Source organism: Bradyrhizobium sp. cf659 (assembly GCF_900113725.1).
Classification (GTDB): Bacteria; Pseudomonadota; Alphaproteobacteria; order Rhizobiales; family Xanthobacteraceae; genus Bradyrhizobium.
The window spans coordinates 377,172-399,204 of record NZ_FOQJ01000002.1 but is presented as its reverse complement, the minus strand read 5'-3'; the positions used below and the strand labels follow the sequence as shown (position 1 = coordinate 399,204).

The 22,033-nt window shown below is 65.9% G+C and carries 30 protein-coding genes; 17 read left to right on the top strand and 13 right to left on the bottom strand.

Going from position 1 to position 22,033, the window contains the following annotated elements:
• Positions 1 to 105: 105 nt before the first annotated feature.
• A complete protein-coding gene (locus BM118_RS11005) occupies positions 106 to 753 on the top strand; it encodes a glutathione S-transferase family protein (RefSeq protein WP_092185089.1) in 648 nt (215 codons plus the stop codon).
• 142 nt (positions 754 to 895) lie between these two features.
• On the top strand, positions 896 to 1,591 hold the full coding sequence (locus tag BM118_RS11000) for a glutathione S-transferase family protein (protein ID WP_092185088.1): 696 nt from the start codon (positions 896 to 898) through the stop codon (positions 1,589 to 1,591).
• Positions 1,592 to 1,709: 118 nt separating this feature from the next.
• On the opposite strand, the gene BM118_RS10995 is transcribed toward BM118_RS11000, so the two are convergent.
• A complete protein-coding gene (locus BM118_RS10995; protein WP_027547918.1) occupies positions 1,710 to 2,144 on the bottom strand; it encodes a hypothetical protein in 435 nt (144 codons plus the stop codon).
• 636 nt (positions 2,145 to 2,780) lie between these two features.
• Here BM118_RS10995 and BM118_RS10990 point away from each other — a divergent pair.
• The 4 genes from BM118_RS10990 to BM118_RS10975 all read left to right on the top strand — a co-directional run bounded on the left by BM118_RS10990 (position 2,781) and on the right by BM118_RS10975 (position 4,812).
• Complete coding sequence (locus tag BM118_RS10990; protein WP_092185087.1) at positions 2,781 to 3,164, top strand: RidA family protein; 384 nt, start codon at positions 2,781 to 2,783, stop codon at positions 3,162 to 3,164.
• Positions 3,165 to 3,313: 149 nt separating this feature from the next.
• Positions 3,314 to 3,574, top strand: a complete 261-nt coding sequence (locus tag BM118_RS41290; RefSeq protein ID WP_027547916.1) for a hypothetical protein — start codon at positions 3,314 to 3,316, stop codon at positions 3,572 to 3,574.
• A 241-nt stretch (positions 3,575 to 3,815) separates the two neighbouring features.
• The gene (locus tag BM118_RS10980; RefSeq protein WP_092185081.1) at positions 3,816 to 4,067 is read left to right on the top strand and encodes a hypothetical protein; all 252 of its coding nucleotides are present in this window, start codon (positions 3,816 to 3,818) and stop codon (positions 4,065 to 4,067) included.
• 106 nt (positions 4,068 to 4,173) lie between these two features.
• Entirely contained in the window at positions 4,174 to 4,812 is a 639-nt protein-coding gene (locus BM118_RS10975; RefSeq protein ID WP_092185079.1) for a hypothetical protein, read from the top strand.
• 6 nt (positions 4,813 to 4,818) lie between these two features.
• Here BM118_RS10975 and BM118_RS10970 read toward each other — a convergent pair whose 3' ends face one another.
• Positions 4,819 to 5,304, bottom strand: a complete 486-nt coding sequence (locus tag BM118_RS10970) for a molecular chaperone DnaJ (RefSeq protein ID WP_092185077.1) — start codon at positions 5,302 to 5,304, stop codon at positions 4,819 to 4,821.
• A 110-nt stretch (positions 5,305 to 5,414) separates the two neighbouring features.
• Between BM118_RS10970 and BM118_RS10965 the strand changes: the two genes are divergently transcribed.
• Complete coding sequence (locus tag BM118_RS10965) at positions 5,415 to 6,182, top strand: SDR family NAD(P)-dependent oxidoreductase (RefSeq protein WP_092185076.1); 768 nt, start codon at positions 5,415 to 5,417, stop codon at positions 6,180 to 6,182.
• Positions 6,183 to 6,523: 341 nt separating this feature from the next.
• On the top strand, positions 6,524 to 6,772 hold the full coding sequence (locus tag BM118_RS10960) for a helix-turn-helix domain-containing protein (RefSeq protein WP_092185075.1): 249 nt from the start codon (positions 6,524 to 6,526) through the stop codon (positions 6,770 to 6,772).
• Positions 6,773 to 6,793: 21 nt separating this feature from the next.
• Here BM118_RS10960 and BM118_RS10955 read toward each other — a convergent pair whose 3' ends face one another.
• Positions 6,794 to 7,075 carry a hypothetical protein gene (locus BM118_RS10955; protein ID WP_092185074.1) on the bottom strand — a complete coding sequence of 94 codons (282 nt, stop codon included), beginning with the start codon at positions 7,073 to 7,075 and terminating at the stop codon, positions 6,794 to 6,796.
• A gap of 158 nt (positions 7,076 to 7,233) precedes the next feature.
• Between BM118_RS10955 and BM118_RS10950 the strand changes: the two genes are divergently transcribed.
• Positions 7,234 to 7,752 carry a collagen-like domain-containing protein gene (locus tag BM118_RS10950; RefSeq protein ID WP_092185073.1) on the top strand — a complete coding sequence of 173 codons (519 nt, stop codon included), beginning with the start codon at positions 7,234 to 7,236 and terminating at the stop codon, positions 7,750 to 7,752.
• A gap of 145 nt (positions 7,753 to 7,897) precedes the next feature.
• Here the strand turns inward: BM118_RS10950 and BM118_RS10945 are convergent, their stop codons facing one another.
• Both BM118_RS10945 and BM118_RS10940 read right to left on the bottom strand, forming a co-directional pair.
• Positions 7,898 to 8,119, bottom strand: coding sequence for a hypothetical protein (locus BM118_RS10945; RefSeq protein WP_092186130.1), 222 nt, complete (start codon positions 8,117 to 8,119; stop codon positions 7,898 to 7,900).
• 96 nt (positions 8,120 to 8,215) lie between these two features.
• Positions 8,216 to 8,482, bottom strand: a complete 267-nt coding sequence (locus BM118_RS10940; protein ID WP_092185072.1) for a DUF2277 domain-containing protein — start codon at positions 8,480 to 8,482, stop codon at positions 8,216 to 8,218.
• A 125-nt stretch (positions 8,483 to 8,607) separates the two neighbouring features.
• Between BM118_RS10940 and BM118_RS10935 the strand changes: the two genes are divergently transcribed.
• From BM118_RS10935 to BM118_RS10925, 3 genes are all read left to right on the top strand, one after another.
• Positions 8,608 to 9,669 (top strand): alpha/beta fold hydrolase, encoded by a 1,062-nt coding sequence (locus BM118_RS10935; protein WP_092185071.1) that lies wholly within the window; start codon positions 8,608 to 8,610, stop codon positions 9,667 to 9,669.
• A 174-nt stretch (positions 9,670 to 9,843) separates the two neighbouring features.
• Positions 9,844 to 10,197 (top strand): hypothetical protein, encoded by a 354-nt coding sequence (locus tag BM118_RS41285; protein WP_177234195.1) that lies wholly within the window; start codon positions 9,844 to 9,846, stop codon positions 10,195 to 10,197.
• 77 nt (positions 10,198 to 10,274) lie between these two features.
• Positions 10,275 to 10,877: a pyridoxamine 5'-phosphate oxidase family protein gene (locus BM118_RS10925; RefSeq protein WP_092185070.1), complete on the top strand. Its 603-nt coding sequence runs from the start codon at positions 10,275 to 10,277 to the stop codon at positions 10,875 to 10,877.
• A gap of 130 nt (positions 10,878 to 11,007) precedes the next feature.
• On the opposite strand, the gene bfr is transcribed toward BM118_RS10925, so the two are convergent.
• From bfr to BM118_RS10910, 3 genes are all read right to left on the bottom strand, one after another.
• On the bottom strand, positions 11,008 to 11,496 hold the full coding sequence (gene bfr, locus BM118_RS10920; protein ID WP_011089420.1) for a bacterioferritin: 489 nt from the start codon (positions 11,494 to 11,496) through the stop codon (positions 11,008 to 11,010).
• 133 nt (positions 11,497 to 11,629) lie between these two features.
• Entirely contained in the window at positions 11,630 to 11,902 is a 273-nt protein-coding gene (locus BM118_RS10915; RefSeq protein WP_092185069.1) for a (2Fe-2S)-binding protein, read from the bottom strand.
• Between the two features lie 161 nt (positions 11,903 to 12,063).
• Positions 12,064 to 12,372 carry a hypothetical protein gene (locus BM118_RS10910; protein ID WP_177234289.1) on the bottom strand — a complete coding sequence of 103 codons (309 nt, stop codon included), beginning with the start codon at positions 12,370 to 12,372 and terminating at the stop codon, positions 12,064 to 12,066.
• Positions 12,373 to 12,506: 134 nt separating this feature from the next.
• Here BM118_RS10910 and BM118_RS10905 point away from each other — a divergent pair, with 134 nt between their 5' ends.
• Both BM118_RS10905 and BM118_RS10900 read left to right on the top strand, forming a co-directional pair.
• The gene (locus tag BM118_RS10905; RefSeq protein ID WP_177234288.1) at positions 12,507 to 12,842 is read left to right on the top strand and encodes a hypothetical protein; all 336 of its coding nucleotides are present in this window, start codon (positions 12,507 to 12,509) and stop codon (positions 12,840 to 12,842) included.
• 211 nt (positions 12,843 to 13,053) lie between these two features.
• The gene (locus BM118_RS10900; protein WP_092185060.1) at positions 13,054 to 13,335 is read left to right on the top strand and encodes a hypothetical protein; all 282 of its coding nucleotides are present in this window, start codon (positions 13,054 to 13,056) and stop codon (positions 13,333 to 13,335) included.
• Positions 13,336 to 13,417: 82 nt separating this feature from the next.
• Here the strand turns inward: BM118_RS10900 and BM118_RS10895 are convergent, their stop codons facing one another.
• Both BM118_RS10895 and ettA read right to left on the bottom strand, forming a co-directional pair.
• On the bottom strand, positions 13,418 to 14,644 hold the full coding sequence (locus tag BM118_RS10895) for a lytic murein transglycosylase (protein WP_092185059.1): 1,227 nt from the start codon (positions 14,642 to 14,644) through the stop codon (positions 13,418 to 13,420).
• Between the two features lie 7 nt (positions 14,645 to 14,651).
• The gene (gene ettA, locus BM118_RS10890; RefSeq protein WP_092185058.1) at positions 14,652 to 16,301 is read right to left on the bottom strand and encodes an energy-dependent translational throttle protein EttA; all 1,650 of its coding nucleotides are present in this window, start codon (positions 16,299 to 16,301) and stop codon (positions 14,652 to 14,654) included.
• A gap of 234 nt (positions 16,302 to 16,535) precedes the next feature.
• Here ettA and BM118_RS10885 point away from each other — a divergent pair, with 234 nt between their 5' ends.
• Positions 16,536 to 16,751 (top strand): hypothetical protein, encoded by a 216-nt coding sequence (locus tag BM118_RS10885; RefSeq protein WP_092185056.1) that lies wholly within the window; start codon positions 16,536 to 16,538, stop codon positions 16,749 to 16,751.
• 131 nt (positions 16,752 to 16,882) lie between these two features.
• Complete coding sequence (locus tag BM118_RS10880; protein ID WP_092185054.1) at positions 16,883 to 17,845, top strand: D-2-hydroxyacid dehydrogenase family protein; 963 nt, start codon at positions 16,883 to 16,885, stop codon at positions 17,843 to 17,845.
• Positions 17,846 to 17,902: 57 nt separating this feature from the next.
• Here the strand turns inward: BM118_RS10880 and BM118_RS10875 are convergent, their stop codons facing one another.
• Entirely contained in the window at positions 17,903 to 19,102 is a 1,200-nt protein-coding gene (locus tag BM118_RS10875) for a L,D-transpeptidase (protein WP_177234194.1), read from the bottom strand.
• Positions 19,103 to 19,421: 319 nt separating this feature from the next.
• Here BM118_RS10875 and BM118_RS10870 point away from each other — a divergent pair, with 319 nt between their 5' ends.
• On the top strand, positions 19,422 to 20,234 hold the full coding sequence (locus tag BM118_RS10870; protein ID WP_177234193.1) for a hypothetical protein: 813 nt from the start codon (positions 19,422 to 19,424) through the stop codon (positions 20,232 to 20,234).
• Between the two features lie 229 nt (positions 20,235 to 20,463).
• On the opposite strand, the gene sseA is transcribed toward BM118_RS10870, so the two are convergent.
• Complete coding sequence (gene sseA, locus BM118_RS10865; protein ID WP_092185050.1) at positions 20,464 to 21,315, bottom strand: 3-mercaptopyruvate sulfurtransferase; 852 nt, start codon at positions 21,313 to 21,315, stop codon at positions 20,464 to 20,466.
• Positions 21,316 to 21,521: 206 nt separating this feature from the next.
• A complete protein-coding gene (locus BM118_RS10860) occupies positions 21,522 to 21,935 on the bottom strand; it encodes a rhodanese-like domain-containing protein (RefSeq protein ID WP_092185048.1) in 414 nt (137 codons plus the stop codon).
• Positions 21,936 to 22,033 lie beyond the last annotated feature (98 nt).

Genomic DNA, 22,033 nt, shown 5'->3' with positions numbered 1-22,033 from the left:
TTCGTGCAATTCGCATCTGGTCCCAGGAAGACGAGATAAGTTGTCGGAACCCGCCCCGCCCGTTCGTCCTCTGCAGGCAACGCCCGATCACCCCGGATATCCCCGATGCCCACCATCACCGCCTTCGAAAGCTCGCCCGACCGCGGCAGGGGACAGGCCCGCGACATGCGCGTTCGCTGGGCGCTGGAGGAAATCGGCCGGCCCTACGACGTCCGCCTGGTGTCGTTCAAGCAGATGAAGCAACCGGCGCATCTTGCGCTGCATCCGTTCGGGCAGATTCCGACCTTCGGGGACGGCGATCTCGCCCTGTTCGAATCCGGTGCGATCGTGCTCCATCTCGCCGAGCGCCATGCCGGGCTGCTGCCGCTCGAGGCGAATGCAAGGAGCCGCGCGATTGCGTGGATGTTTGCCGCGCTGAACACGCTGGAGCCGCCGGTCGTCGAGCTCGGAATGGCGATGCTGTTCGAGCGCGACAAGAGCTGGTACGAAGCGCGCCTGCCCATGTTGCAGGATCGCGTCCGTGTCCGCCTCGGCGAATTGTCCCGTCGCCTCGGCGCTGCCGACTGGCTCGACGGGGCGTTCAGCGCCGGCGATCTCATGATGGTGACGGTGCTGCGCCGGCTGAACGCATCTCGCCTGCTGGACGAATACCCTGATATCGCCGCCTATGTCGCCCGCGGCGAAGCGCGCCCCGCCTTCAGGCGGGCGTTCGAGGCGCAATTGGCGGTGTTTACGGGCGCATCGCGTTCGTAGCGTAGCTTCCGTAGCCCGGATGAGCGGAGCGACATCCGGGGCCGCTGTTCCCGCATGTCGCTTCGCTCATGCGGGCTACGAGGATTGCATCCGGTTCGGCCCGCCTGCATTCTAGGCTCCGCCAACACGGAGGAGCCTGCCCATGCTGACGCTCTACTCCTACCCAAAGCTGTTCGGAGTTGCCGACAACAACGGCTACGGCCTCAAGGTCTACGCTTTCCTGAAGCTCGCGGGCGTGCCGTTCGTGCACGAGCACATCTTCGATGCCTCCGCCGCGCCGCGCGGGCAGCTGCCCTACATCGTCGACGACGGCGAGACCATCGGCGACAGCGAGACGATCATCGCGCATGCCATCGCGAAATATCGCCTGGGCATCGATGCCGGGCTTTCAGCGGAGCAGCGGAGGACCAATCACTTCGTCACCCGCATGCTGGACGATCTCTACTGGGTGATGTCCTATTCGCGCTGGAAGGACGAGCGCTACTATCCGGCGTTCCGCGACGCCTTCATCGCGCAGCACCCGCAGATCAATGCGGAAGGATTCGAGAAGGCGAAGGCGTACAATGCGCAGCGCTATCATTTCCAGGGCATCGGCCGCTACACGCCGGAGCAGGCCTATGCGAGAGGGCTCGCCGACCTCCAGGTGCTGGCCGAGATCGTACCCGCGACGGGCTTCGTGCACGGCGAAGCCGCGACCAGCATCGATGCCGGCATCTACGGCTTCATCGCCAACATCTACTACTTCCCGATCCCGACGCCGCTGAAGACCTTCGTCGATGCGCACGCCAATCTGGTCGCGCATTGCGAGAGGATTCATGCGGCGGTGAGCAGATCGTAGGGTGGGTTAGCTCGCGGCCGCGCGGAGCGTGGTCCGCGGGCGTAACCCACCACTTCTGTCTCCGCGGAAACCAAAGAGGTGGGTTACGCCTTCGGCTAACCCACCCTACGCGACCTGCCTACCGCATCGTGATCGCGAGCCCGCTGAGATCCGCATTCGCCATCAGGCCGGTCTGGTAGCCCGACAGCTCCAGCACCGCGCCCTTCTGGTTGGTGAGCACGATGGCGCGGGCGCCGCGGCCGACGGCAAGGCCGGCCCCGGCGGCGCCGTAGACGCCGGCGACGTCGGAGGGACGGTTGATGTTGGAGACGCGGCCGCGCAGCACGGTCTTGGAACCGCCGAAGACGAGGCCGTAGTCGAGGCCGCCGGTGGAGAGCCCGTAGGAGCGGCCGCGGAAGTTCAGCACGCCCGAGCCGCCGGAGCCGCCGATGATCCAGCCCGCCTTGTAGATCGTCAGCACCACGGTGCCGCCGTCGGCCAGCGCCGAGGTCGAGAGCCCGGCAAGGGCGGCGATGGCGACCAGCGCGGCGCGAAGGGTGGATGCGAGCTTCATGGGGCGTCTCCGGGGGCTATTTTTCAAGGAGGGATCGAATCAGACCGGACGAATCTATCCGATCGATCGCGGCGGCAACATGATGGGTGGTGCAATGTGGGTTGACGTTCCGCATCCGCTGGGTCGTCATGCCCGGGCTTGTCCCGGGCATCCACGTTCTTTGCGCGGCCGGAGAGGCCGTGGATGGCCGGGACATAGGCGAGCGAAGCGACGCCGTCCTTGGGACGGCTACGCCCGGCCATGACGCCGTTGAGAGTTGGTGCCGCAAAACGCGCGACCGCCATCATGCAATTCTGCCGGTGTTTTGCCCGACGAGTCAAACCTCGCCGCAGCCGGGCCGGCGTCGTCCGGACGGAACAATTCCACTCCCCCCGATCGATCGCGGCGGCCGAACGAGGGCTCCGCGCTGTTTCCGCCACATCTGCCGCAGGGATGCGCGCCTGCGGCCGTTTTCCCCGGCGCATCAAGTGCCTGCGCGTCCTCGCCTCGACCATCCCGGCCGCAGCCGCTCTACTGTGCATGGGGTTGTTTTCGCGCTTTTTGTTTTGCCCGCCTGCGCCGGCTCCCTGATGACGATTGCAAGTCCCCCGCATGTCGCTACGCTGATGCGCCCTGCACGACCCCCGAGGTGATCCCATGACGATCCAGCATTTCGCGCCCCCGCCGCACGTGAAGGCACCGCCGCTGTCCTTTGCGACGCGCGTGGGCGACCTCCTGTTCGTCTCCGGCATTCCCGGCTTCGACGGCAATGGCGCGCTGCCCGACGGCTTCGAGGCGCAGTTCGCCAACGTCGCCGTCAACATCAAGCGCGTGCTGGACGAGGCCGGCGCGAGCGTCCGCGATCTCGTCAAGGTCAACGTGCTCCTGACCCGCGCCTCCGACGTTGCCGCCATGAACGCACTCTATGCCGGTGCGTTCGGTCCGCCGCCCTATCCGGCACGCACCACCTGCGTGGTGCATGCGCTGCCCGATCCGAAGATGCTGATCGAGATCGAGGCGGTGGCGTCGCTGGCGAAGTGAGCCCCGCCGTGTGGCTTGTCGGGCACTCGGCCAAACCAAGTGGCCGACTTCGTCTGACATGTCCGTGAACGGCGGCTCCCCGGCTTGCAAAGCTCCTGCTTTTACCGCACGAATTTTCACGTCCCACTTCCCCACAAGGAGATTTTTTCATGCGTCGCGTTCTCGCCCTCTGTGCCGTTGCCGGCATCGCTAGTTCCGTGTTCGCCATGCCCGCTTCGGCGGCAGTCGGCTATTACGTGATCCGCTGGGACAACACCGGCATCTGCCAGGTCTGGAACGAGGACCTGAAGTACAAGCCGTTCCAGTGGGGCGCTTCGACCTACAAGGTCGTCAGCAAGCCGCTCCCGACCTTCACGGCCGCCTCCGACCTCCAGATCAAGCTGCGCGCGGAGCGCCGCTGCACGCTCTGAGCCTGACGCGACAGACCGAGTTCAAAGGGCGGACCGCGCGAGCGATCCGCCCTCTTCTTTTTGGCGGGCGACCCTCGTTTTCCGGCCAAAACCCCGCATTTCCAGCGCGCGCGCTTTGAACCTCATCGGCAGGCGGAACTACTCACATTTTGTCCGGGGCGCGCTCCTCCAAAAGCGTCCCGCACCACCCCTCCCGTCATTGTCGGGAGGCGCATCACATCTTTCATTTGAGGAGCTGATCATGCGTCGTATTTCCGTGCTGTGCGCTGCCGCCGGTCTTGCCGTCACTGCGTTCGTCGCCGCGAGCCCTGCCGAAGCCAGCTATCACCTGATCCGCTGGCAGGACACCGGCTTCTGCCAGATCTGGGACGAGAGCATCCCGACCGCGCCGTGGCCCTCCGACTACGCCCGCGTCAGCACCACCGTGCCGACCTTCGTCGACGCACTGGCGCTGAAGGATCACGCGCTGAGGAACGGCCGCTGCACCTGGTAGGATTCGATCGGCGGACGACAAGGGTCGGGCAAGGATGCGATGCTAGCATCCTTGCCCGTTCGCGTTTCTGTCCAGCGTTTCTGCTCAGTCCCCGCGGGATCAATCGATGCGCACGCTCACCACGACGGCAGCCATCTTGACCGTATCGCTCGCACTCGTCTGCGCCGGCCGCGCGCAGGCGCCGCAATCCTTCCGCGTGATCTCGCCGGTCTTCGGCCAGCTCGTCAGCTTCGCGATGCCGTCGAACTTCGTCGCGGTGTTCGAGAACACCAAAGGCGGCCACTACATCCGCGAAGCCGTGCCGAAGGGCGAGACGCCGGAACGCTGGACGCAGATGATCACGGTCACCGGCGAGAAGGGCATGACGCTGACGCCAGGCGCCTCGCCCGAGACGTTCGCAGGCTCCATCGCCGGCGGCTTCAAATCGGCCTGCCCGGACAGCTTTGCGGCACAGCCGCTCGGCGCCGCGAATTTCGGCCGCTTCGAGGGTTTCGTCGCGGTGATCGGCTGCGGCCGCGTCGACAGCGGCCCGACCCGGCACAGCGAGACCGCGCTGCTGGTCACGCTGAAGGGCACGACGGACTACTACACCATCCAATGGGCAGAGCGCGGCCCCGAGAGCGACGAGCCGCCGGTCAACGACGAACGCTGGCAGGCGCGATTGCGCGAGCTCAGCCCGATCGAGCTCTGCCCGATCGTCTCAGGAGAAGCCGCGCCCTATCCGAGCTGCGTGAACAAGAGCTGAGCGCTCTCACGCGTCCTTGTGCGCGCCGGGATGGATCAGGAGGTCGCGCGCGGCGGCGAGGTCGATGAAGGCTTCCGCGCTGCCGCCCCGGTCGGGATGCATGCCCTTGGCGGCGCGGCGATAGGCCTGGTTGATGTCCTCGCAGGTGAGCTGCACCGCAAGCGGCAGGCCGAGCACCTTGCGGGCGCGGTCCTCGCTCGAGAGTTTCTTCGGCATGGCGTTGCGGCGGCCGAAGCGCGGCGCGGCCAGATCGTGAACGACATCGAGGACCACGCCGAGGCGGCGCTGGGCCGCCAGCGTGACGCTGTGATCGTCATTGTCCGCGGCCTGGCGCAGCACCGGAAGCGCCTGCTCGGCGGCCTGTCGCAGCGTGACATCGGAGCTCATCCGCGCGATCTCGGCGACGAGCCGGCCCGCCTCGGCCCAATCGGCCGGCTCCGCCGACCGCAGGCGCTCAAGCGCCAATTTCCAGGATTCAAGCCGTTCCATCATGCGCGCAACGTTTAGCAATGAAGATCAGTATGCCAAGGCCGCCGTTTCCGACCCCTTAATTTCGAGTTAGCCTTTCATGAAACTTAGAAACGAATCCGGGAGAAAATGTCATGGCATTGCTTGCAAACCACATCGCCGTCGTCACGGGCGCCGGTTCCGGCATCGGCCGGGCGATCGCGGCCGGCTACGCGCGCGAAGGCGCGCAAGTGGTGCTGCTCGACGTCAATGCCGACACGGTCGCGGAAGCCGCGCAGGAGATCCGCAAGGCCGGCGGCAGGGCCGAGAGCTTCGCGCTCGACGTGACCAGGCGCGAGGACTGCTTTGCGCTGGCCAAGCAGGTCGCCGACAAGGTCGGGCAGGTCTCGGTCCTCCTCAACAATGCCGGCATCACCCGCCGCAACGCCTTCACCGCGGAAACGGAGACGGTGGCGAAGGACTGGAACGACATCATCTCGCTCAACCTCAACGGCGTCTTCAACATGACGCAGGCCTTCCTCGCCCCCTTGCGCGCAGCCAAGGGCCGGATCGTCAATATCGGCTCGATCCAGTCCTTCGTGCATCTGCGCACGCCGAGCTCGGCGGCCTACACCACCTCGAAACACGGCGTGCTCGGCTTCACCAAGGCGCTTGCGGCCGAGCTCGGCAAGGAAGGCGTGCGCGTCAACGCGATCGGGCCCGGCTTCATCGAGACCAACATCAACGCCAATGTGCGCGCGACCAATCCGACGCTGGTGCAGGCCTTCGTCGATCACACCCCGCTGGCGCGCACCGGCAAGCCCGAGGACATCGTAGGGCCCGCGATCTTCCTCGCCTCGGACCTGTCGGCCTACGTCACGGGAACGATCGTGATGGTGGACGGCGGGTACCGGACCGTGTGAGGGGAACAACGCTCCGTCTACTTGCTCGGTGTCATCGTCCGCGAAAGCGGACGATCCAGTATTCCAGAGGCGGTCGCGGGAAGCGGAGAAGCCGCGGCGTACTGGATGCCCCGCCTTCGCGGGGCATGACAGCGCAAGCGTATCGGAAGATACGTCCGCATCACCACGCATCCCGCACCAATCGCGGCGGCTTCGCGGCATTCCCAAGGTCAATTGGTGCGATCGGCTGCGGTTAACCTTTCGTTAACCAAACGCGCCCACCGTGGATTTACGGCTTGGGGGTCGTTTGTTCTCGATCCGCTTCCAAAGAGGGAAGCGGGCGTTGGTCGGGGAGTGTATTGATGACCACTGTTCATGTCGCCGCGTCCGAACCGGGCGCGCATTTTTTAGCACCCAACCAGATCGTTCCGCTGCTGATCGGTGCGACCGTCGACGAGGTCGAGCGCGAGCTCGTGCTCCAGACGCTCGCCCGCTGCGACGGCAACCGCACACGCGCCGCGCGCGTGCTCGGCCTGTCGGTGCGTACGCTGCGCAACAAGATCAGGCTCTATGCCGCCTCCGGCATCGACGTGCCGGCCTATCAGGATTAGCGCGCGGCTGCGCGAGGTCGATCAGTCGGCCTGCGACGCCCGGCGCGACGATGTGCTGCGAAACAGGCGGCGCAGCTCCTTCTGCAGGTACGCGCCGGCGAGAACCGCGAGCGCGATGGTCGCGACTGCGGCCGCGATCAGCTCGATCGCGCGGAGAACGAAGGCCGTCATGACAGCCCATGACGCCTGCGGCTCTTCGGCGAAAGCGACCGGCACGATATCGGGCACGAACACGCGGGCAAGGCCGAGCGCAATGCCAAAAGTGACTGCAGACAAGCAGAACATTTTCCACGCTTCGCGCATCGGTCGCTCCTCGTGAGGTTGTGGCCGCGCGCCCTTCAATGACACGCCGTCGCCTGCAGCCGGTTGATGTTGATCAAGCGCGGTGCGATGCGCGGACGGAATTGCTGCTGTCGTCAAACGACGCTAAGTAGCTTGCTTCCGGTCAAGGGAGCAGCGGCGTGGCAGACGAACAGAAACGGCAGGGACCTCAGGGTCCGCGCGGACGGCAGGGCGAGCCGGGACGGCCGGGCCCCCAGGGTCATCCGGGCCGGCGGGGCCCGGACGGCGCGCGCGGCAAGCCGGGACCGCAAGGCAAGCCGGGGCCGATCGGAAAGGCTGGGCCGCTGGGCAAGGCCGGGCCGCAAGGCAAGCAGGGCGAGGCCGGCCCGCGTGGCGCTGCCGGAGCACAGGGACCTGTCGGACCGCAAGGGCCGGTGGGGCCGCAGGGCCCGCGCGGCGAGGCCGGCCCGCCTGGCCAACTGCCGTCGATCGAACAGGTGTTGCCCTGGCTCGAACAGCTGTTCGACGCCTGGGACGAGCGCCGCCGCCAGCGCGAGCGCGAAGCCGCCGAGCGCGAGGCGCTGGAAGCCGCCGTGCAGGAAACCGACGAGCCGATCGCAGATGACGCGAGCGACGACGACGAAGGCGACGACCACAAGAAAAAGAAGAAAAAGAAGAAGCACGGCCACAGGGACTAGCGGCGCGCTCGTGCCCCGGACGCAGCGTGGTGCGCTACTGAGCCGCGGCCCATGTCATCGAGACATGCGTGCGCGACTTCTGGGTCCCGCCTCTGCGGTGCAGCGCTGAAGACGCGCTGCGCCGCGTCCGGGACACCGGCCTCGGTCAAGACGCATGAGAGGAATCATCCTTGCGCGGCAGCATGCCCATGCGCTCGAACTGCCAGCGCATGGCGCGATACCAGAGATAGCCGACTGCCGCGCCGCACATCGCCAGGATGACGACGTTCGCGCTCGAGAACGAACCGCTCCACCACATCATCCACGCGGTCCACAGCAGCGTGAAGATGATGGCACCTGCTTTGAGGGGAAGAAGGGGGTGGCTCATGATCGTGCTCCGGGTTGGCAAAACCCCGGCGAACATCATTGCAAGTCGCGGCGCCCCATACCGTGAGCCAGATCACGGAACGGGTCTGCGGATCCGCTAGCCAAAGCGCAACCGCGAGCGCTCCTTGGCCCTTTCCGCCTCGATCTCGCGGTCGCGCGCCGGCGCATGGGTATGCAGCGAGGTGAGGAGCGTTCGCGCCGCCTCCGAGACCTCGGCCACGGCGCGGTCGAACGCCGCCTCATTGGCCTGCGACGGCTTGTTGAAGCCGGACAGCTTGCGCACGAACTGCAAGGCCGAGGCATGGATCTCGTCCTCCGTCGCCGGCGGCTCGAAGTTGAACAGCGTCTTGATGTTGCGGCACATCCAGTCTCTCCCGATGTTTTCCTCAAGGACGATCGGCGGAACCAAAATCCTACATTGTTCCGGAGAGTTTTGCTAAGCTCCGCCGCAACGCGGCCGCCGGATACGAGCCGCATGGGGAGAGAAACATGAAGGCTTCTTGCGCGGCTCTATCAGCCGTTCTGCTGTTCGTCTCGTTGCCTGCCATGGCCGCCGATTATCCTGCGCCAAAGCAGGGCGACTGGATCGCCAGGGATTTCAAGTTCCACACCGGCGAGACCATGCCGGAGCTGCGGCTGCACTACACCACCGTCGGCGAGCCGAGCGGCCAACCGGTGCTGGTGCTGCATGGAACGGGCGGCTCGGGCGCAAGCATGCTGACGCCAGGCTTTGCCGGCGAGCTGTTCGGTGCCGGACAGCCGCTTGATGCCGCCAAATATTACATCATCATTCCCGACGGCATCGGCCACGGCAAATCGTCAAAACCGTCCGACGGCATGAAGACGGGCTTTCCGAAATACGACTACGACGACATGGTCGAGGCGCAGTACCGCCTGGTGACGGAAGGCCTCGGCGTCAAGCATCTGCGGCTCGTCATCGGCAATTCGATGGGCGGCATGCACACCTGGCTGTGGGGCGAGAAATATCCGAAGGCGATGGACGCGCTGATCCCGATGGCCTCGCAGCCGACCGAGATGGCCTCGCGCAACTGGATGCTGCGGCGGATCATGCTCGACACCATCCGCAACGATCCCGACTACAACAGCGGCAACTACACCAGCCAGCCGCGCATGATGAAATACGCCGTCACCGCCTACGGCATCGCGAGCATCGGCGGAACGCTGGCCTATCAATCGCAGGCGCCGACGGCGGCCAAGGCCGACAAGATCGTCGACGAGCGGCTCGCGACGCCGATCACGGCCGACGCCAACGACTTCGTCTACCAGTGGGAAGCCTCGCACGACTACAATGCCGCCGAGAAGCTGGAGGGCATCGAAGCGTCGCTGCTGCTGATCAATTCCGCCGACGACGAGCGCAACCCGCCGGAGACCGGCCTCACGGATGCGGCGATGAAGCGGATCAAGAACGGGCGCCTGTATCTGATCCCCGCCAGCACCGAGACGCGCGGTCACGGCACCACCGGCAATGCAAAGTTCTACAGCGAGCAGGTCAGGCAATTGCTGCAAACCGCGCCGCAACGGACGATGTAACATCGGCGGACTGCAGATCCTCATATCGCAATGCATCATGTGCGGCGCCTCTCGCGCCGCATATTATTTGAGCATGCAATGCGCCGGCAGCTCGGGCTTAATCGCGTCAACGATACGAATCGACGCGCGGGACAATCGCGCGCCACTGGCACGACACGCGATGAGGAGGATCGCATGCGCAGGCTCGCACTGTGCGTTTGGCTGGCTGCGATGACGGCGCTGACGAGCGCGGCGTTTGCGTTCGACAACGGGCAATATGACCACGTCCCGCCCGACATCCGCGCCTGGTTCAAGAGCGTGATCGCGCCGAACGGCGTGCCCTGCTGCGACATCTCCGACGGCCATCGCACCGACTACGACGTGCGCAACGGCGCCTATTGGGTACCGATCGAGGGACAGTGGATGGCCGTGCCCGAGCGCGCCATCATCCGCGACCGCGGCAATCCGGTCGGCCAGGCCGTGGTGTGGTACGTCCACCACCGCGGCATCATCATCATCAGCTGCTTCGTGCCGGCGGATGCGGTCTAGCGCATCGCGATGGATTTCGTTGGCTGGAGTCGGCCCGATCAGGTAGTTTGGCGCCGAGCTGATGCGGAGGCACACCGTTGACCGATCTTTGCGCCGAAGACCTCGCCACCATCTATGCCAAGCCGAGCCCGCGCGTGATCGCGAAGGCGCGTCCCGCGATCGATGCGCATGCGAAGAAATTCATCGAGATGTCGCCGTTCTGCGTGCTCGCGACGTCAGGCGTGGACGGCAGCGTCGACGCCTCGCCGCGCGGTGGCGGCATCGGCTTCGTCCACGTCGCCGGCCCCAATCAGTTGCTGATGCCCGACCGCTCCGGCAACAACCGGATCGACAGTTTTCGCAACGTCGTCGAAGGCTCGGGCTTCGTGCATCTGCTGTTCTTCGTGCCTGGGATCGACGAGACGCTGCGCGTCGGCGGGCGCGGCACGCTGTCGGCCGATCCGGATCTGCTCGCCTCGATGGTGGAATTCGGCAAGCCACCGCGCGCGGTGCTGAACGTCGCGGTCAGCGAAGTCTATTTCCACTGCGGCAAGGCGCTGATGCGCTCGAAGCTGTGGTCGCCGGAGAAAGTGCAGCGCTCGGTGATGCCGAGCATCGTCGAAGTCATTCACGACCAGACGGGCCTGGGCGAACCGGAGAGTCAGGAGATCGTGGAAGAGCGCTACAAGCAGCAGCTGTAGGCTCGCTTTCGTTCCGCAAACAGATCGTCATGCCCGGGCTTGCCCCGGGCATCCACGTCTTCATTGCGCGCTGCACATGGATGGCCGGGTCAAGCCCGGCCATGACGAATGGAGAGAGCGGGGCCGAAGCTTAATGCCCCTCGCCCTCGAGCCCGCCGACGTGCTTCTGGGTGTAGAGCTCGAGGCCGATGCGGCCGATCAGGTCGAGCTGGGTTTCGAGGAAGTCGATGTGGTGCTCCTCGTCGCTCATCAGCTTCTCGAACAGGTCACGCGTGACGTAGTCCTTGACGCCGTGGCAGTAGGTCGCCGCTTCCTGATAGAGCGCCCGCGCGCTCATCTCGGCGGCGAGATCGCACTCGATGATCTCCTTAACGTTCTGGCCGATGCGCAGGGGATCGAGCACCTGCATGTTCGGGAAGCCGTCGAAGAACAGGATGCGCGCGGTGAGCTTGTCGGCGTGCTCCATCTCCTCGATGGATTCCTTGCGCCAGACCTTGGCCATGTCCAGCAGGCCCCAATTGTCGAGGAAGCGGTAGTGCAGCCAGTACTGGTTGATCGCAGTCAGCTCGTGACGCAGTGCCTTGTTGAGGTAGTCGATGACTTTTGCGTCGCCCTGCATGGTTCACTCCAGCTCTTGCAGTCCAAATCGGTCCTAAACCGAGTTTAGAACGCTTCTAAATGAGTTTACGCACGGGGGCAACCGGCTACGGGGACACAGCCGGGGAAAAGCTCAGCCGGCGGTGCGGGAGATTTCAGCAGGCCGCGAGCGCGAACTGGGCGGACTCGGCCGTCGCGTCATTGGCGGCCACGGTGTGGCTGTGCGGGCAGCCGGAGCAGCAGGACTTGGCGCAGGGGCCAAGCGTTTCGTCGATGATGGTCTTGATCGTCCGCGCGCAGCGGCCGCATTCGGCGCTGCAGCCGAGGCAACCATAGACCTGCTTGGCATGGCGCACGGCGTCGTCGGCCTCGGCCACGGCGGCGCGGATGTCGTCATCGCTCAGCACGTTACAGGAACAAACGATCATGGAAGCGGCAGGCCCTTCGGTGATGCGCCATCATCGATATTTAAGGGGCCGGCCGGATGCAAAAGGAAAAACCGGTATTTGAAGCTATTCCAAACTGGCCCGCAAACAGCCTAGAACGGCTCTAAAATAGGGTGTTGCGCTGGATCAAGATTGCGGCCCACCTAGTCGCCGCCACCGCCTCCCCCACCGTCGCCGCCACCACCACAATCGCCGCCTCCGCCGCTATCGCTACTGGAACAGCTGCCGCCATCGGTCGAGTTCCCCGAGCTGTCGCCCGAAAACCAGCTCCCCAGCGAGAAGCCGTCGCTCGTCCCCGAATAGCTGTCTCCGCCCCCACTGCCGCCATCGCTGCCGGCCCCTGCGCGGGAGCGGCGCTGGCCGCGGTTCTGGAGGTGGGTGATCCAGCCGTAGCCGATCGCAAAGACGATCCCGGCAGCAATCAATCCATTGATCAGCGCGTTGCCCATCATCGCCTCCCTGGCGGAGCTGCGGTCCATACCAATTCGTCGCACCCGGCCAAGGTGCCGTTCATTGATCATTCAAACGAAGTATGGAACTTTGTCCCCCAAAGAGTTCCCGCGTGGTTGTGCGAAAGGTCAAACCAATGAAGAAGTCGCTCCTGGCAGTCGCTGCCCTCGCCGCTGTGGCCCTGGCGGCCGGGACGCCAGCCCATGCGCAGCGCGGCGTCGCTGCCGGCGTGGCGGCCGGGATCATCGGCGGCGCCATTGTCGGTGGCGCGCTCGCCTCTCCGTATTATTACGGACCGGGGCCCGGCTACGCCTATGGTCCGGGTTATGAGCCTGGTTATTACCCGCCCCGCTACTACGCGCCGGGTCCGGGGTATGCCGCCGACGACTATTACGGCGGTTGCGTCTGGCAGAGGCAGCGCTTCTGGGACGGCTATGCCTGGCGCGTCCGCCGCGTCAGGGTCTGTGGCTGAGGCGCCAAGAACCGGTTCACTACGGACGCGCCGTTCATCTCGGGGCCCGAAAAAGACCGCTTTTTCTCGTCACAGCTCTGTGTGCGTTTACCGTGGATTGACCATTTGCGCGCTTCCTAGCTGCAAGGCCAATTCCATCAGAGTGTGCGTGAACCTTTGAACCCCGGACGCTTCTAACAAGGGACGTCCATCTCTCAGGAGAGCCAAGAGCATGAAGAAGACTTTAGTTGCCGCCCTCACGGTTGCGACGGTCGCCGGTTCGCTGGTGACCGCCACTCCGTCCGCGAAGGCCCATGACGGCGTCGGCGCGGGCCTCGCGGCCGGCCTGATCGGCGGAGCCATCGTCGGCGGCGCGATCGCGTCGAGCCGTCCGGCCTATGGCGGCCCTGTCTACGTCGCCGAGCCCCCGCCGCCCGCGCCCTGCTACTGGCAGCGCCAGCGTTACTGGGACGGTTACGGCTGGGTCATCCGCCCGGTTCGCGTCTGCTACTGATTTGATCGCTATGGCGCTCATGAGCGCCACGATCGAAGCCCGGCCGAGACCATCGGCCGGGCTTTTTTCTTTTGGTCGCGCGCTATCGCGCCGCCTGGATCGAACGCAGCACCTCTTCACTCGGCCAGCAATCGACCTTGAGGCCCGCCGACTTCTGGTAGGCGCCGAGCGCTGCGCGCGTCTGCATGCCGGCCTTGCCGTCGATCTTGTCCCTGTAGAGCCCGACGCGGGTGAGCCCGCGCTGCATGGTCTCGACGTCCTTGGTGCGCAATTGCTTCGAGGCCGACCACGGCGTCGCGAACGGCAACGGGCTCGTCATGCGGTCGCTGAGATGACCGACGAACAGCACGTAGAGGTCGGAGAAATTGTATTCCTTGATGACGAAGTAGTTCTTCGTGGTCAGGAATGACGGACCGTAGATTCCCTCCGGCTGAAGCAGGGAGGCGGGCTGTGCCTGCTCGGCCGCGCTCAGGCGTTGTCCACGCACCGGCACGAAGCCTTCGCGCAGCCATTGGCTGATCGGCTTCGTCACCTCCGGCACGCCGGTGGTGCAATCGACCTTCGCCGGCGCCTGCACCTCGTAGGCCCAGCGCACACCACTCTGCCAACCCTTGTTGACGAGCTGCTGCGCGGCGGAGGCCAGCGCATCCGGCACCGAATGCCAGATGTCGATGCGGCCGTCGCGGTCGAAGTCGACGCCGTGCTTGTAATATTCGGATGGCAGGAATTGCGTGAGCCCGGTGGCGCCGGCCCAGGACGAGCGCATGTCCTTGCGCGTTACCACGCCCTCGCCGAGGATCTTCAATGCCAGGATGAACTCGTTGCGATAGGTGTCCTTGCGGCGGCCGACATAGGCCTGCGTCGCCAGCACGCGGACGAGATCGTAAGGCAGCGTGTAGCGGCCGTAGTCGGTCTCGCGTCCCCAGATCGCGAGCATGACGGTCGAGGGGACGCCGGAGCTCTTCTCGATCTCGTTGAGCGCGGGACGATATTTTTGCAGCAGCCGCTGCCCCTCGCCCGCAAGGCGCGCGATCGAGGCGTCCCTGACGTAGTCGGCCGGCACCTGCACGAACTCGGCCTGCGACGGCGCGCCGGTCGCGGGCCGTCCCGGCAGGATCAGGTCCGGCAGCTTGTAATCCGGTTCGAGCCCGCGCGTCTCCCGCTCGAACGTCGCGCGCGACACGCCGGCGGCCTGCGCCTCCGGCCAGAGCGATGCGATGAATTGCGTGAAGGCAGCGTCGGCGGCGCGGGCGGACGACCAGCCACAGGTGACGACGATCACCGCAGCGATGAGCGCCCGCCGCATCATGCTCAGGTCACCGCGTCAGCTTCTTGTACTTCACGCGATGCGGAATGACGCTGTCCTGGCCGAGGCGACGCATCTTGTCCTTCTCGTAGTCCTGGAAGTTGCCTTCGAACCATTCGACATGGCTGTCGCCTTCGAAGGCCAGGATGTGGGTCGCGATGCGGTCGAGGAACCAGCGATCATGGCTGATGATGACGGCGCAGCCGGCGAAATCCTCCAGCGCCTCTTCGAGCGCGCGCAGCGTGTCGACGTCGAGGTCGTTGGTCGGTTCGTCGAGCAGCAGGACGTTGGCGCCGGACTTGAGCATCTTGGCGAGATGCACGCGGTTGCGCTCACCGCCCGAGAGTGCACCGACCTTCTTCTGCTGGTCGGCACCCTTGAAGTTGAACGACGAGCAATAGCCGCGCGAGTTCACTTCCTTCTTGCCGAGCAGGATCAGCTCGTTGCCGCCGGAAATCTCCTCCCACACGTTCTTGTTGCCGTCGAGCGCGTCGCGCGACTGGTCGACATAGCCGAGATGCACGGTCTCGCCGACCGTGATCATGCCCTTGTCCGGCGTTTCCTGCTTGGTGATCATCTTGAACAGCGTCGTCTTGCCGGCGCCGTTGGCACCGATCACGCCAACGATGCCGCCGGGCGGCAGCTTGAAGGTGAGATCGTCGATCAGCAGGCGATCGCCATAGCCTTTGCTGAGGCCTTCGAAGTCGACCACGTTGGCGCCGAGCCGCTCGGCGACGGGAATGATGATCTGCGCGGTCTGGGTCTGCTTCTCACTCGCCTGCTTGAGCAGGTCCTCGTAGCGCTGGTAGCGCGCCTTGGACTTGGCCTGACGCGCCTTCGGCGAGGACGCGACCCACTCCTGCTCGCGGGCGAGCGTCTTCTGGTGCGCAGCGTCCTCGCGACCTTCCTGCTCCAGCCGCTTCTGCTTCTGCACCAGCCAGGACGAGTAATTGCCCTCGTAAGGGATCCCCTTGCCGCGATCGAGCTCGAGGATCCAGCCCGTGACGTTGTCGAGGAAGTAGCGATCGTGGGTGACGATCAGGATTGCGCCGGGATAGTTGCGCAGATGACCTTCCAGCCACGACACGGATTCTGCGTCGAGATGGTTGGTCGGCTCGTCCAGCAGCAGAAGCTCGGGCTGGTCGAGCAACAGCTTGCATAGCGCAACACGGCGGCGCTCACCGCCGGAGAGTTTCGTCACGTCGGCATCGTCAGGCGGGCAGCGCAGCGCGTCCATCGCCTGGTCGACCTTGCTGTCGAGATCCCAGAGGCCCTGGGCCTCGATCTCGTCCTGCAGCTTGGTCATCTCGTCGGCGGTCTCCTCGGAGTAGTTCATCGCCAGCTCATTGTAGCGATCGAGGATGGCCTTCTGCTTGGCGACGCCGAGCATGACGTTCTCGCGCACGGTGAGCTTGGGATCGAGGTGCGGCTCCTGTTCGAGATAGCCGACGCGGGCGCCCTGGGCGACCCAGGCCTCGCCATTATACTCCTTGTCGAGGCCGGCCATGATCTTGAGCAGTGTCGACTTGCCCGAGCCGTTGACGCCGAGCACGCCGATCTTGGCGTCCGGGTAGAAGCTCAGATGGATGTTATCGAGCACCTTCCGGGTCGGGTAGCTCTTGGTCAGGCCCTGCATGAAATAGATGAACTGGCGCGCCATCGGTCCCGTGAAACCTTCGATTTGAGGAAATTTGCTTGCCGCCGATGTAACGATCCCGCCCCCAAAGGGCAACGTTTTCCCTCCGTTCACCACGGATGAATACGGGTCGGACACCATCCGGCCGCCAATCCGGACAATTGAAACCATTTTTTAATAAAGCAGGCCAAAGCTCGGTTTCGCGCGGAAACAGCGCCACCCGCTCAGAATGTACGGGGAGCACAGCGAGGCCGCATCATGGCTCTGATCGAGACCCATTCACTTCCTGTTCCGGTAGAAGCCGGCCGCACCTCCGCACTCGTCTCGGAGATCAAGGGCTTCTGGAAGGGCTTCTTCGCCACCGCCTTCAACCCCTACCGGCCCGAGCTGCACTACATGCGCGGCCCCGGCCCCGCCTGGCGCGCCAAGCACGGCATGGATGCGCCAATCCGGCTGAAGCCCCGCGACCTCTGAGCCCTTCCCCGCTATCGGATTTTTGAAGACGCGAGCTGCTTGCGCGCTGATGTGATTGCGCGCAACCATGGCCCGGTTCCGACGATGGCGTCCCGCCTGGCGCCGTCACCTCTCGCCATGGATGAACGCTGATGACGCGGCTGCGCTGTGCAATTCTCGACGACTATTTCAACCTCGCCCTCGACGTCGCCGATTGGAAGAAACTGTCCGACCGTATCGACGTCACCGTGTTCAGCCATCCCTTCGCCTCGGAGCAGGCCGCGGCCAGCGCGCTCGCCGATTTCGAGATCGTCTGCGCGATGCGCGAGCGCACCGCGTTCCCCAAGAGCCTGTTCGATAGCTTGCCGAAGCTGAAGCTGCTGCTGACGTCAGGCATGCGCAACGCCTCGATCGACATGGAGGCCGCGAAGGCGCGTGGCGTGGCCATTGGCGGCACGCAATATTCCCGCGACCCCACCGCCCCGCTGACCATGGGCCTGATCCTGGAGCTGACCCGCGGCATCGGCCGCGAGAATGCGCGCATGCATGCAGGCGAGCCCTGGCAGACCTTTGCCGGCGTCGAGATCGAGGGGCTGACGCTCGGCATCGTCGGGCTCGGCAAGCTCGGCAGCAAGATGGCGGGCATTGCGAAAGCATTCGGCATGAATGTGATCGCCTGGAGCCCGAACCTCACGCCGGAGACGTGCAAGGCGGCCGGCGTCGGCTACGCCACCAAGGAGGAGCTGTTCGCCAAGGCCGACATCGTCACCATCCATGTGGTGCTGAGCGACCGCTCGCGGGGACTGGTCGGCGCTGCGGACCTCGCGCGGATGAAGCCGACGGCCTTCCTCGTCAACACCGCGCGCGGGCCGATCGTGGACGAGCAAGCGCTGCTCGAGGCCTTGCAGCAGAGGAAGATCGCAGGCGCCGGCATCGACGTGTTCTCGGTCGAGCCGCTGCCGGTCGACCATCCCTTCCGCAAGCTCGACAACCTCGTGCTGACGCCGCATCTCGGCTACGCGACCGAGGACGGATTGCGTATCCACTATGGCCAGATGGTCGAGGCGATCGACGCCTGGACCAAAGGCGGCGAGCTGCCGCGGAAGCTGGCCTGAAACGAAGAAGGGCGCGCCGACGGCACGCCCTTCGCAATCTGATTTGTCTCGAAGCGCCTAGCGCACGGTGACCGGCGCGGGCAGCGGCGGCACCACGGTCGGCTGCGTCCCCGGGACGGGACCGGCCTGAGCAGACATTGGAGCCGGCGCACCGGGCGTCGGCGCGGCCGAGGCGGTCGCCGTTCCCGGCGCCGGACCGCCCGGCATCACCACCACGCGGGTGCCGACCTTGACCCGGTCGAACAGGTCGGAGACGTCCTCGTTCAGCATGCCGATGCAGCCGGAGGAGACGAACTTGCCGATCGTCGAGGGCTGGTTGGTGCCGTGGATGCGGTAGACGGTCGAGCCGAGATACATGGCGCGGGCGCCGAGCGGATTGCCCGGGCCGCCGGCCATGAAGCGCGGCAGGTAAGGCTGGCGCTCGATCATCTCGGTCGGCGGATGCCAATCGGGCCACTCGGCCTTGCGGGTGATCTTCTGCACGCCGGTCCAGGTGAAACCGTCGCGGCCGACGCGGACGCCGTAGCGGATCGCACGGCCATTGCCGAGCACGTAATAGAGGTAGGTGTTCGGCGTATCGACCACGAGGGTACCGGCCGGCTCCTTGGTCTGGAACGCGACCTCCTGGCGGCGCAGGTTCTGCGGCAACTGCGCCGGCGCAGCATCGGGCTGCTCCTCGGGCGGCAGCGAGGCGATCGTCATCGGCCGGCCATCGGCGCCAACCGGCGGCTGCCCGGCCTGGACCGTTCCGGTCGCGGCGGGACCACCGACAGCCTCCGGCGGACGCAGGCCGTCGCTGCCGGGTGCCTGCGCCGGACGGTCGGCATAGATCACCGCAGGCGGGCCGGCGGGGCGGCCATAGCGGGGATCGTCGGGCGACATCACCGGACCCTGCGGCGGCGCAGCCGAGTAGACAGGAGCGCCGGCGGGACGGCCATAACGGGGATCATCCGGCGACATCACCGGACCTTGCGGCGGAGCGGCCGAATAGACCGGAGGACCAGCGGGGCGGCCGTAGCGGGGATCGTTGGGCGACATCGGACCGCCCGGGCCGGGCGGCGGCAGCGATGCCTGCGGCAGCGCGTCGTCGTCATCTTCCAGCGCGTCGAAATTCGGCGTGCGGTCGCCGGGGCGGTATTCGGCCGGAGCGCCATAGCTCGGCGCCTGCTGAACCGGATAGCTCTGGGCCTGTGCGAGCGAGGTTCCCGCCGCAGCGACTGTTGCGGCAGCGCATATCGTCAGAAAATGTTTGATCATCATCGCTCTTGTATAGTCCCCAAGCCCTATCGGACCGCTAACGGCCAGATGACCGAAAATAGCGGCACATTCAAGACATTGCAGGCCTATTTGCGCCGGATTTGCCGATTTGTGATCCGCAAGACTACCGTTGCTCCGTTGCATCACGGGGGCTGAAATCGCATCGCGCCGTGGATTGCCGGAGTCATCGCCCCGAATTTAAGGGAACGGCGCGGAGGCGTTGCGATATGTTCGAATCAGCCTGATTCGCCGCCGCTTCGAACTCCGATTCCGCGTGGCGAACGCGGCAACCAGTACCGTCACCGCGTTCAGATGGCTCATGGGCCCTGGCCACCTCGCCGCCGGGGCGGAAATTCGCAATCCCTCGATGCTTCCCGGCTTTCGCTTCCTGCTTGCCGCGATCCTGCTGTCAACCTCCATCCTGGTGTTCGGCTTGGGCGCCGCCGCCCTGCTGCGCGCGAGCCACGAGCAATATGTCAGCAACCCCTCCTGGCGGAACGGCCCGCAGGAGCAGGTGTTCGCGCAGGCGTCCGAGCCTGCCCAGCCGGTGCTCGCGGCCTTGCGCGCGGAGCCGGAGCCGGCCGAGCCCACCGCGCCGTCGCTACGCGACCTGGTCCCGACCATCGCCCTGCCGGCGAGCGAGCCCGAGCAGGTCGCGGCGGTGACGAGCGAGGCTGACGCTCAGTCCCAGGTCGTTGCACCGTCGGCCGATACCTCGGCCGCCGAACCGGCCAAGGCCGAGACGACGACGGAAGCCACGGCACCAGCTCCCACCGACACGCTCACCCCGGCCGACACCACGGCATCGATCCCCGAGGCCAAGCCTGCCCCGACCGCCGGCGCGCCGGCACCGGCTGACCCCAGCCCGGCCCTGGCATCCTCGGCGCTCGATGTCGCCGCGGCCAAGGTGGCCGCGCTGAACGATCCGGCGACGACGGCCTGGAAGGATCCGCCGGCCAAGGCCAAGGCGGACAGCAGCGCCCCGGACAGCAAGGCGACCAAGCCGCAGGCGAAGGCGAAGAAGCGGCACCGCGTGGTGCGGCGCCCGCCGCCTCAGCAGTTGCAGCAGTCGCTTGATCCGTTCGGGCAGCCGCAGCAGACCTTCGCGACGACAACCACGCGCCCGCGCTGATCCCGCTTCACCTCGCCCCGCTTGCGGGGAGAGGTCGGATCGCTCTTGCGATCCGGGTGAGGGGGTACAGGTCCCTCGATAATCTCATCTTGTGGAGAGAGGCCCCTCACCCCGACCCTCTCAGCGCGAGCGAAGCTCGTCGCGCCCCCGCATCCGCCTTCGCCCGAAGGCGGGCTTCGGCGGACAAGAGCGCGGGGCGAGGGAGCGCACCGTCGTCGTAGCTACCGGTTCACGCCGGCCCGGTCGCGACCGGCGGGCCGCCGGCCTGGCCCCATTCCGACCATGAGCCATCATAGAGCGCGGTGTCGGTGACGCCTAAGCGATAGAGCGCGAGCGTCAGCACGCCGGCCGACACGCCCGAGCCGCAGCTCGTCACGATCGGCGCATCGAGCTTGACGCCCGCGCCGGTGAAGGCGGCGCGCAGATCCTCGAGCGGCTTCATCGTTCCGGTCGCGGCATCGAACAGGAGATTGTAGGGCACGTTGCGGGCGCCGGGGATGTGGCCGGAGCGGATGCCCGGCCGCGGCTCCGGCGCGCGGCCCTCGAAACGGTCGGCGGCGCGCGCGTCGATGACCTGCTCATTGCGGCTTTCCACGTTGGCGACGAGTTGCTGCATGCTGCGCACGCGCTTGGCGTCATAGCTCGCCTTGAACGTCGCAGGCTTCGGCTTCACCTCGCCGCTCTCGACGGTGCGCCCCTCGGCGCGCCATTTCTTCAGGCCGCCGTTGAGGATGCGCACATTGCCGTGGCCGAAAGCCAGGAACATCCACCACGCGCGCGGCGCCGCGACCCAGCCGCCGGCGTCGTAGAGCACGACGGTGTCGGCATTGGAGATGCCGAGATTGCCGACGTCACGGCCGAACTGCTCGGCGCTCGGATACATATGCGGCAACGGGTTGGAATGGTCCGACACCGCATCGACGTCGAAGAACACCGCGCCGGGCAGATGCGCGGCGAGATAGTCGTCCTTCGGCAACGGCAAGACGCCCGGCAGCTTGAAGCTGGCGTCGAGCACCCTGACGTTGACGTCGTCGATATGGGCGGCGAGCCATTCGGTGGAGACGAGGGGATCGGTGGTCATGCAGAGTTTTCCTTGTCATTCCGGGGCGTGCGCAGCACGCGCGAGATTGAAGCCGTGCGCATCAAACTCCGCTGTCATCGCCCGGCTCGACCGGGCGATCCAGTATTCCAGAGGCGGTTGTGATTGAGCGGAGAGGCCGCGGCGTACTGGATTCCCCGCCTTCGCGGGGAATGACGCTGGAGATTGGAGCGACAGCGAAGCACCCCTCACCCCTTCTTCTTCGGCTCCCACTGCTCCGTCGGGCCGCCGGCGTCGCGCCAGGCGGCGTAGCCGCCGGCGATGTGGGCGACGGGCTTGAGGCCCATGTCCTGCGCGGTCTTGGCAGCGAGCGCGGAACGCAGGCCGCCGGCGCAGTGGAAGACGAACTTCTTGTCCTCCTGGAACACCGGCTTGGCATACGGGCTCTGCGGATCGATCCAGAATTCCAGCATGCCGCGGGTGCAGGCGAACGCGCCGGGGATGCGGCCGTCGCGCTCGATCTCGCGGGGGTCGCGGATGTCGACGATGACGACGTCGCCGTTTTTCGAGATTTCGATGGCGTCCTTGGCGGTGAGCGTCTCGATCTCGGCATTGGCCTCGTCGATCAGCGCCTTGATGCCGCGGGTGATGGTCTGGGGCATGTGGTTCTCCCTCTTGTTGTCATTCCGGGGCGAGCGTAGCGCGAGCCCGGAATCCGTTTCTCTACCAACGCTGCGGCCCGATGGATTCCGGGTTCGCG

Excerpts from the sequence above, each read along its gene's own strand:
- BM118_RS10955 (WP_092185074.1), bottom strand. The coding sequence starts at position 7,075 with ATGCGCGAAGCGTGGAAAATGTTCTGCTTGTCTGCAGTCACTTTTGGC.
- BM118_RS10875 (WP_177234194.1), bottom strand. The coding sequence starts at position 19,102 with ATGATCAAACATTTTCTGACGATATGCGCTGCCGCAACAGTCGCTGCG.
- BM118_RS10980 (WP_092185081.1), top strand. The coding sequence starts at position 3,816 with ATGCGTCGTATTTCCGTGCTGTGCGCTGCCGCCGGTCTTGCCGTCACT.
- BM118_RS10995 (WP_027547918.1), bottom strand. The coding sequence starts at position 2,144 with ATGAAGCTCGCATCCACCCTTCGCGCCGCGCTGGTCGCCATCGCCGCC.
- sseA (WP_092185050.1), bottom strand. The coding sequence starts at position 21,315 with ATGACCACCGATCCCCTCGTCTCCACCGAATGGCTCGCCGCCCATATC.
- BM118_RS10940 (WP_092185072.1), bottom strand. The coding sequence starts at position 8,482 with ATGTGCCGCAACATCAAGACGCTGTTCAACTTCGAGCCGCCGGCGACG.
- BM118_RS10900 (WP_092185060.1), top strand. The coding sequence starts at position 13,054 with ATGAAGAAGACTTTAGTTGCCGCCCTCACGGTTGCGACGGTCGCCGGT.
- BM118_RS10910 (WP_177234289.1), bottom strand. The coding sequence starts at position 12,372 with ATGATGGGCAACGCGCTGATCAATGGATTGATTGCTGCCGGGATCGTC.
- BM118_RS10975 (WP_092185079.1), top strand. The coding sequence starts at position 4,174 with ATGCGCACGCTCACCACGACGGCAGCCATCTTGACCGTATCGCTCGCA.
- BM118_RS10860 (WP_092185048.1), bottom strand. The coding sequence starts at position 21,935 with ATGCCCCAGACCATCACCCGCGGCATCAAGGCGCTGATCGACGAGGCC.
- ettA (WP_092185058.1), bottom strand. The coding sequence starts at position 16,301 with ATGGCGCGCCAGTTCATCTATTTCATGCAGGGCCTGACCAAGAGCTAC.
- BM118_RS10915 (WP_092185069.1), bottom strand. The coding sequence starts at position 11,902 with ATGATCGTTTGTTCCTGTAACGTGCTGAGCGATGACGACATCCGCGCC.
- bfr (WP_011089420.1), bottom strand. The coding sequence starts at position 11,496 with ATGCAGGGCGACGCAAAAGTCATCGACTACCTCAACAAGGCACTGCGT.
- BM118_RS10895 (WP_092185059.1), bottom strand. The coding sequence starts at position 14,644 with ATGATGCGGCGGGCGCTCATCGCTGCGGTGATCGTCGTCACCTGTGGC.
- BM118_RS10905 (WP_177234288.1), top strand. The coding sequence starts at position 12,507 with ATGAAGAAGTCGCTCCTGGCAGTCGCTGCCCTCGCCGCTGTGGCCCTG.
- BM118_RS11005 (WP_092185089.1), top strand. The coding sequence starts at position 106 with ATGCCCACCATCACCGCCTTCGAAAGCTCGCCCGACCGCGGCAGGGGA.
- BM118_RS11000 (WP_092185088.1), top strand. The coding sequence starts at position 896 with ATGCTGACGCTCTACTCCTACCCAAAGCTGTTCGGAGTTGCCGACAAC.
- BM118_RS41290 (WP_027547916.1), top strand. The coding sequence starts at position 3,314 with ATGCGTCGCGTTCTCGCCCTCTGTGCCGTTGCCGGCATCGCTAGTTCC.
- BM118_RS10960 (WP_092185075.1), top strand. The coding sequence starts at position 6,524 with ATGACCACTGTTCATGTCGCCGCGTCCGAACCGGGCGCGCATTTTTTA.
- BM118_RS10970 (WP_092185077.1), bottom strand. The coding sequence starts at position 5,304 with ATGATGGAACGGCTTGAATCCTGGAAATTGGCGCTTGAGCGCCTGCGG.
- BM118_RS10880 (WP_092185054.1), top strand. The coding sequence starts at position 16,883 with ATGACGCGGCTGCGCTGTGCAATTCTCGACGACTATTTCAACCTCGCC.
- BM118_RS10965 (WP_092185076.1), top strand. The coding sequence starts at position 5,415 with ATGGCATTGCTTGCAAACCACATCGCCGTCGTCACGGGCGCCGGTTCC.
- BM118_RS10870 (WP_177234193.1), top strand. The coding sequence starts at position 19,422 with ATGGGCCCTGGCCACCTCGCCGCCGGGGCGGAAATTCGCAATCCCTCG.
- BM118_RS10945 (WP_092186130.1), bottom strand. The coding sequence starts at position 8,119 with ATGAGCCACCCCCTTCTTCCCCTCAAAGCAGGTGCCATCATCTTCACG.
- BM118_RS10990 (WP_092185087.1), top strand. The coding sequence starts at position 2,781 with ATGACGATCCAGCATTTCGCGCCCCCGCCGCACGTGAAGGCACCGCCG.
- BM118_RS10885 (WP_092185056.1), top strand. The coding sequence starts at position 16,536 with ATGGCTCTGATCGAGACCCATTCACTTCCTGTTCCGGTAGAAGCCGGC.
- BM118_RS10935 (WP_092185071.1), top strand. The coding sequence starts at position 8,608 with ATGAAGGCTTCTTGCGCGGCTCTATCAGCCGTTCTGCTGTTCGTCTCG.
- BM118_RS41285 (WP_177234195.1), top strand. The coding sequence starts at position 9,844 with ATGCGCAGGCTCGCACTGTGCGTTTGGCTGGCTGCGATGACGGCGCTG.